We start from the raw sequence: 6566 nt of genomic DNA, 5'->3' as shown, positions 1-6566 counted from the left end.
TTGTGGCGTTTTAATCAAGTTTTCTGTTAAGACGGTCGTCACCCTGAATTTATTTCAGGGTCTTTCACGCTAAAAAGATGCTGAAATAAATTCAGCAGGACGATAAAGCGGGATTAGGCGTAAATAAGATATAATTTTCAGCAAATAATTATCGAACTCAGGTTAATAATGATTCTGGCAAATATTTCACTATAAAATCTGTCACATTGAGCCTGTCGAAATGCATATAGGTGCTTCGACAAGCTCAGCATGACAAACACTGTATTATGTCTACACTATCTCAATTCAGAAGTTTTACTCAGCGCTTACCTCAAACCGAGCTGATGCCTGCACTTTTTATTGGTCACGGCTCCCCAATGAACGGTATCGAAAATAATGAGTTTAGCCAGAGTTGGGCAGAACAGGCAAAAAACATTCCCATTCCAAAAGCCGTGTTGGTGGTATCGGCACACTGGTACACACACGGAACCTTCGTTACGGCTATGGATTTCCCGAGCACCATTCACGATTTTGGCGGTTTTCCACAGGCATTATTCGATGTACAATATCCTGCCCCAGGCGATCCGAAACTGGCTGCAGAAATTCCGAATTTAATTCACTCCACTCCCGTTGGTTTGGACCATGATTGGGGTTTGGATCATGGCACCTGGACAGTGGTAAAACACATGTACCCAAATGCCGATATTCCAGTTTTGCAATTAAGTATCGATTATACCAAATCGCCTGAGCAACATTATGAAATTGCCAAGGAAATTTATGCACTCCGTAAAAAAGGGGTATTGGTTTTGGGCAGCGGAAACATGGTACACAATCTCCGCATGTTAAGCTGGGAAATGATTAATGGTGGCGGTTATGATTGGGCAATTGAAATGAACGATAAGTTTAAAAATTTAATTGCCAACGGCGACCATAAACCTTTGATCAACTATCGCAACCTAGGTACCGATGCCATGTTGGCCATCCCTACACCAGAGCACTATTTACCCCTGATTTATACCCTCGGAATGAAAAACGACAAGGAAGAAGTTTCTTTCTTTAATGACAAAGCTGTTGGCGGTTCGTTAACCATGACTTCGGTTTTAGTGGGATAAGCAGGGGTTTAGGGTTTAGGGTTTAGGGTTTAGGGAGGAACAGATCATTAAAGAACTTGTTTTTTATCTGAAACCTTAATTTCTTAACTCCCTAATGATGAAAAACAAAGTAACTCTCTTTACCATTGAGAAATTAAGTACATTAGGAAGTATACTATAGACTTCTCGGTTGCGCTCGAAACGACGATTATTCACAGGATGTCAATACACTAAAATTCTATAAAACTTTATGATTATTCTGTAACGCTTATGGCCCTATGAAGCGGTAAATTTGTATAAAGATTTTAATCATGACACATACCTATCAACTTACCGGCATGACTTGTGGCGGTTGCGAAAATAAAGTAAAAAGTAACCTGCTCGTTTTACCAGATGTAACTTCTGTTGAGGTTTCGAAAGATACCAATTCTGCCACCATCAGCATGGATAAACATATTGGCTTAGATACACTCCAACAAGCTTTGGGCGGCACAGACAGCAAATATCAAATTTCTGCCGCCCACCATAGTGAAACACTTGAAGAAGCAAAATCGTGGGCCGAAACTTATAAACCCATTTTATTGATATTCGGATATGTTACCGCCATATCACTTGTGGTTTCGTGGCAATCAAGCGGAATTAATTTCATGGTGTTCATGCGCATTTTTATGGCGGGTTTCTTCCTCACCTTCTCTTTCTTTAAAATGCTTAACCTGAAAGCCTTTGCCGAAAGTTATGCCATGTACGATATCGTAGCCAAAAAATTTGGTGCGTGGGGTTACATCTATGCTTTTATCGAACTCGGATTAGGCATATCTTTTGCTTTAAACCTATCACCCGTAGTAGTAAACTGGGTTACGCTAATTGTAATGACGGTAAGCATCCTTGGTGTTTTGGAAAGTGTTTTAAACAAGAAAAAGATTCAATGTGCCTGTTTGGGTGCGGTTTTTAACCTACCCATGAGTACCGTAACCATTGTTGAAGACGCCATTATGATTGCCATGAGTGCAGCAATGCTGATTTTGATGTAATCAAATTAGTTAAAACTCATCAGAGAAGGTACTTAAATTTATTCTATAAGTGTTTGCTTTCAAAATAAGCACGGAGCTCTATTTCTTCGTCAAAATCATTGGGTAATTCAATTGCTCCCACTACACCGTTTAATTTCGATGACGAAATAGATTTCTCTTCTAGTCTATTATTTTCTACTCGTTTAGAACGCTCTTTAGCTGGCCTCATTGTTAATGTTTGCTTGATATTCATAATTAGTATTATTAAATGAATCTGATTAATATTTTAACTAAACATATCATTTTAGGGTTCGTGCTAGGCGGCGGTCGTCATGCTGAATTTATTTCAGCATCTTCCTCATATAAAGACCCTGAAATAAATTCAGGGTGACGATCCTAAGATAAAATGTTAAAATAGTATTCTTTCAGAGCGTACTATTAATTTCAACTTGCTCTATAAATATATGCATTTACAGGTAAAATAAGATCACAACTATTGCCGTTTATACCTAAACTCCGATTTTCGGCTTTTACCATTAAGCTCGCCTTCGATCCAGGCGAGTAAATCATTTTTTCCCTGATTTTGATAAACTATTCGCTGCGGAAAATCGTGTGTTTTATCTTCGAAAACATAGGTCTCATCTTTTGTGGCAATAAGTTTGAAACAAGTCTCTTTTCCTTCGTTCTGTCCTGTTACAGTTGAACAGTAAAAAATATCTTTTCCAACCCTTTTGATCTTAAGGGTTTCGGTAAGCAAACTATCACCTTTGGCATTTATTTGATAGCTTTTGCCGCTGAGTGTTTTATCAGGGTTTTGCACCCACTGCTCTATAATTTTTCCTTTTGGTGTTTGCATTTCCCATGAACCTAAAATGAAAGCAAAGGTTTTTGAAGGATTTTTTTGTGCGTTAACATTAGTGCAAAACCCAATAAGGATTAAGGCCATAAAAATTAAACGAATTCTTTTCATTTTGCTATCGTATTTGTAATGTGTGCCAAATGATGTTTTCCATGCCAGGCGTACATACCCAACATGTTTGCTAATGTAAGTTCTTTTCCCTGAGCTGGGTGAATGTATTTTCGCTGATAATCTTCGGGTTTCAATGTTTTTAAAAAAGCAACCCAACGTTGGTGCAAAGCAGCCAATAAATCAATAGATAATTTGATATCGCCAGTTTTTGCTTCCCCAGTTTCGGCCCAGCGTTCTTCGTAATATGGCCTGATTATGGGAACATCTTCGGTAATGGCTTGTTTAAAACGGATATAAGCATTGATGTGGCTATCTGGAATATGGTGAGCAACTTGCCTCAACGTCCATCCTTCGGGGCGATAAGTTTGGTTTAATTCTTTTTCGGTCAAATTTTCGGTAGCTTTCCTAAGCTGATTAGGCAAAGCCTCTATTTCGGAAATCCATAAGTCGATTTGTTTTTGATCGAAAATTTCTGGCATTAAAAATTGACCGATCGGGTATTTAAGCTGTTCTAAATCCATGAACCCAAAATAAGGAGAATTATTGAGTTTTTAACCGCAAAGATCACAGAGAGGAAGGCGCAGAGTACGCAGAGGTGGTCGCATACTGTAAACACAAAATCTGCGTATATCTCCTTAGATCTGCGGGATACTAAATCTACATCAATTTCTTTAGCCATTTTAACAAGCTCATTTTTTTTTCGTAAGGCGGATAAATCATTTTGGTTAACCCCAACTTCGACTGGAAAACCACCGCCCTTTCATGCGAAAAGGTTTTAAAACCAAAAATACCATGACAACTGCCTATGCCGCTATTGCTTACCCCGCCAAAAGGCAAATTAGGATTACCGATATGGACCAATACATCATTTACACAGGTTCCGCCTGCACTTGTTTCAGTAATAATTTTCTTTTGGTTCTGTTTATTGTCTGAGAAAATATAAAGTGCCAAAGGCTTTTCTTTCCTGTTCACAAAATCAACTGCCTCCTGTAGATTGTTGTAAGTAATTACAGGCAAAATTGGTCCAAAAATTTCTTCCTGCATAATCCTGCTGCCCTCGGCTACCGAAGTTAAAAGCGTTGGTGTAATGGTTAAATCTTGCGCATCCGATTTTCCACCAAAGGCCAAAACAGCACCATCATGAAGGGCTTCTTCTATCAATTTATTTAAGCGCAGGTACTGTTTTGTATTGATGATTTTAGCATAATCATTTTTGTTAATTTCCGCTTCGCTAAAGAACATTTTTTGAACCGCTACCTTATAGTGCATTTCAAAATCGGCCAGCTTATTTTCTTTAATTAACACATAATCCGGGGCAATACAGGTTTGACCTGCGTTTATCAATTTACCCCAGGCAATTTTTTCTGCAGCTTTTTGTAGGTCACAAGTTTCATCTACAATAGCTGGCGATTTACCACCAAGCTCTAAGGTAACTGAACTCAGGTTTTTTGTCGCAGCTTCCATTACCACCTTACCAATTGCGGTGCTTCCGGTAAAAAATATATGGTCAAAAGGAAGTTTTAACAGCACTGTAGAAACTTCGGCATCACCTTCAAAACAGGCGATTTCTTTAGGATCAAATGCATTGGAGATCAATTTGCTGATTATACCCGCCGTCGCCGCACTCAATTCAGACGGTTTTAGTATGACGCAATTTCCCGCTGCTATGGCAGAAATCAACGGACTCATAATCAATTGTAACGGATAGTTCCAAGGAGCAATAATCAGGCAAACACCTTTTGGTTCATAGTAAATTTTATTGCTGGCAAAAAGATTGCTCATGGTCCTGCCCGCCGATTTTGGTTTCATCCAGCTACGCAGCTTTTTTATGGCGTGATCTATCTCGGCATAAGTAAAAAACAGCTCCGTTACTGCGGTTTCAAAGCGGTTTTTGCGCAAGTCTCTCTCCAATGCTGCAAATATTTCTTCCTCGGCATTTTCTAATGCACGTTTAAGCTGCCTTAATTTTCCGATGCGTGTTTTAGCATCCGTTTTGCGCAACTCGAATTTGTGTTTTTGCTGTAAATCGAAAACTGATTTTATTTGCTCTTCCATAATTAACAAACGTTCACAATTTTTACCATATAAGCAATTTAAGAAAATATAAGGTTGAAGAGGTGATATGAAAATAAATGGCTGATCGAGTTAGCTAAAATTGTGAGTTAAATTTAGTTAAAATGCACTCATTTCATTAAAAATTCATTCATTTAAAGCATATTGCAGCAAATTTTAATATTCAAGATGAAAAGATTGTTTTTTGTTTTCGCATTCATAATTCCGATGGTTATACATGCCCAAACCCTGAAAACAGATGTATTGGTTATTGGTAGTGGCGATGCCTCCTATTCAGCATCTTTTCAATCATTCAAATCAGGTGTTAAAACCATGCTGCTTACGCAAAAGGAACAGCTTGATGTTAAGAAAATTTCTGAGCGTAAATCTAAAGAGGCAACTGCTTTTTACCAGCTTTTTTTTAAAAGGGAGACCGAAAACGCCAAAAACTTAGAAACTCCTAAGCCAAAGCCAGATAAAAAGAAACCACTAAAAGTGACCGTTGATAGCACTCAGCTTTTAAATGTAATCAATGGTATTTCTTACACCGAAATTAAACGCTCAGGCAGTGGTTGGGAAGTGAAACTCACGAAAGACAAAAGCATTAAAGCCAAGATCCTTGTACTGGCCGATAAACCAGATCAATTATTGGCTGCATTAAAAATTACGGGCTTAAATCCTGCAACTTCAAATCAATTAAATTATAGTGAGAACTTATATAGGACAACAGTAGCAAGTGTTTTGTCCAAAGGGGCCAATTTTTTATCATTATACAGCTTGCTCATCCCGAACCAAGAAAACCTTTTATATATTTCTGCCGATCAGTTCGAAACTGGCCCTGCTGCTGGTGCAATCGCAGCCTATGCTGCATTTTTCGACACCAAAACCAGTTTGTCAAATTTAAAAAGAATCCAGGGTGAGTTATTAGCCTATAAACATACGTTAATGCCTTTTGAGGATGTAAAAGCGATTGATTCTAACTGGCTGGCCATCCAAAAAGTGGGTATAACGGGAATTATCAAAGCAGAAATAAAACAAAATAAAGCCTATTTCAATCCCGAAAAAGATGTTACCTACGATGAAATTAAGCAGCCGATCAAAGATTATTATTACAAGGCCCAGATCTGGTTCGATGATCATCAGCATATTCCCATCAATTTAGAAAATACCATTGCGATGGTTTGTTATGTGGGCAATAAATCGGTTGAGGCAATCAAAACGGAACTGCAAAAAAAATGGAACAAAAACTACAAGTTTACTTCTAAATACGACCTTAAAAAAGTATTAACCAGACGAGAATTTGCGGTAATCATCAACGAGTACCTAAAGCCTTTCGATGATGTGAATGTAGATAAAACTGGAGGGGTAATCCGCTAACCTCTCCCTATGTAAGTTGATGCAGCTACTTCTGCCTTTCGTATCCCTCTCCTTGAGGAGAGGGAATGAACAGCCTTTGCTATAAAG

At 38.3% G+C, this 6566-nt stretch carries 7 protein-coding genes; 3 read left to right on the top strand and 4 right to left on the bottom strand.

Translation table 11 applies throughout. The features are described 5' to 3' along the window. The first annotated feature begins 266 nt into the window (after window positions 1-266). A complete protein-coding gene (gene ygiD / locus AW17_RS15970; protein ID WP_029278115.1) occupies window positions 267-1091 on the top strand; it encodes a 4,5-DOPA-extradiol-dioxygenase in 825 nt (274 codons plus the stop codon). A 290-nt stretch (window positions 1092-1381) separates the two neighbouring features. Beyond that, window positions 1382-2101 (top strand): heavy-metal-associated domain-containing protein, encoded by a 720-nt coding sequence (locus AW17_RS15965; RefSeq protein ID WP_029278113.1) that lies wholly within the window; start codon window positions 1382-1384, stop codon window positions 2099-2101. Window positions 2102-2144: 43 nt separating this feature from the next. Here the strand turns inward: AW17_RS15965 and AW17_RS15960 are convergent, their stop codons facing one another. From AW17_RS15960 to AW17_RS15945, 4 genes are all read right to left on the bottom strand, one after another. Then, entirely contained in the window at window positions 2145-2333 is a 189-nt protein-coding gene (locus AW17_RS15960) for a hypothetical protein (RefSeq protein WP_029278112.1), read from the bottom strand. Window positions 2334-2573: 240 nt separating this feature from the next. Beyond that, a complete protein-coding gene (locus AW17_RS15955; protein ID WP_036670151.1) occupies window positions 2574-3050 on the bottom strand; it encodes a DUF6265 family protein in 477 nt (158 codons plus the stop codon). Beyond that, the gene (locus AW17_RS15950; protein WP_029278109.1) at window positions 3047-3571 is read right to left on the bottom strand and encodes a YfiT family bacillithiol transferase; all 525 of its coding nucleotides are present in this window, start codon (window positions 3569-3571) and stop codon (window positions 3047-3049) included. The genes AW17_RS15955 and AW17_RS15950 overlap by 4 nt, the downstream gene beginning before the upstream one ends. Window positions 3572-3707: 136 nt before the next feature. Next, on the bottom strand, window positions 3708-5105 hold the full coding sequence (locus tag AW17_RS15945; RefSeq protein WP_036670148.1) for an aldehyde dehydrogenase family protein: 1398 nt from the start codon (window positions 5103-5105) through the stop codon (window positions 3708-3710). Window positions 5106-5291: 186 nt separating this feature from the next. Here AW17_RS15945 and AW17_RS15940 point away from each other — a divergent pair, with 186 nt between their 5' ends. Next, on the top strand, window positions 5292-6479 hold the full coding sequence (locus AW17_RS15940) for a hypothetical protein (RefSeq protein ID WP_029278107.1): 1188 nt from the start codon (window positions 5292-5294) through the stop codon (window positions 6477-6479). Window positions 6480-6566: the final 87 nt, after the last annotated feature.

Source organism: Pedobacter borealis DSM 19626 (assembly GCF_000708285.2).
Lineage (GTDB): Bacteria > Bacteroidota > Bacteroidia > Sphingobacteriales > Sphingobacteriaceae > Pedobacter > Pedobacter borealis.
Note: the sequence above shows the minus strand (reverse complement) of the source record. Positions and strands in the feature narration are given on the sequence as shown.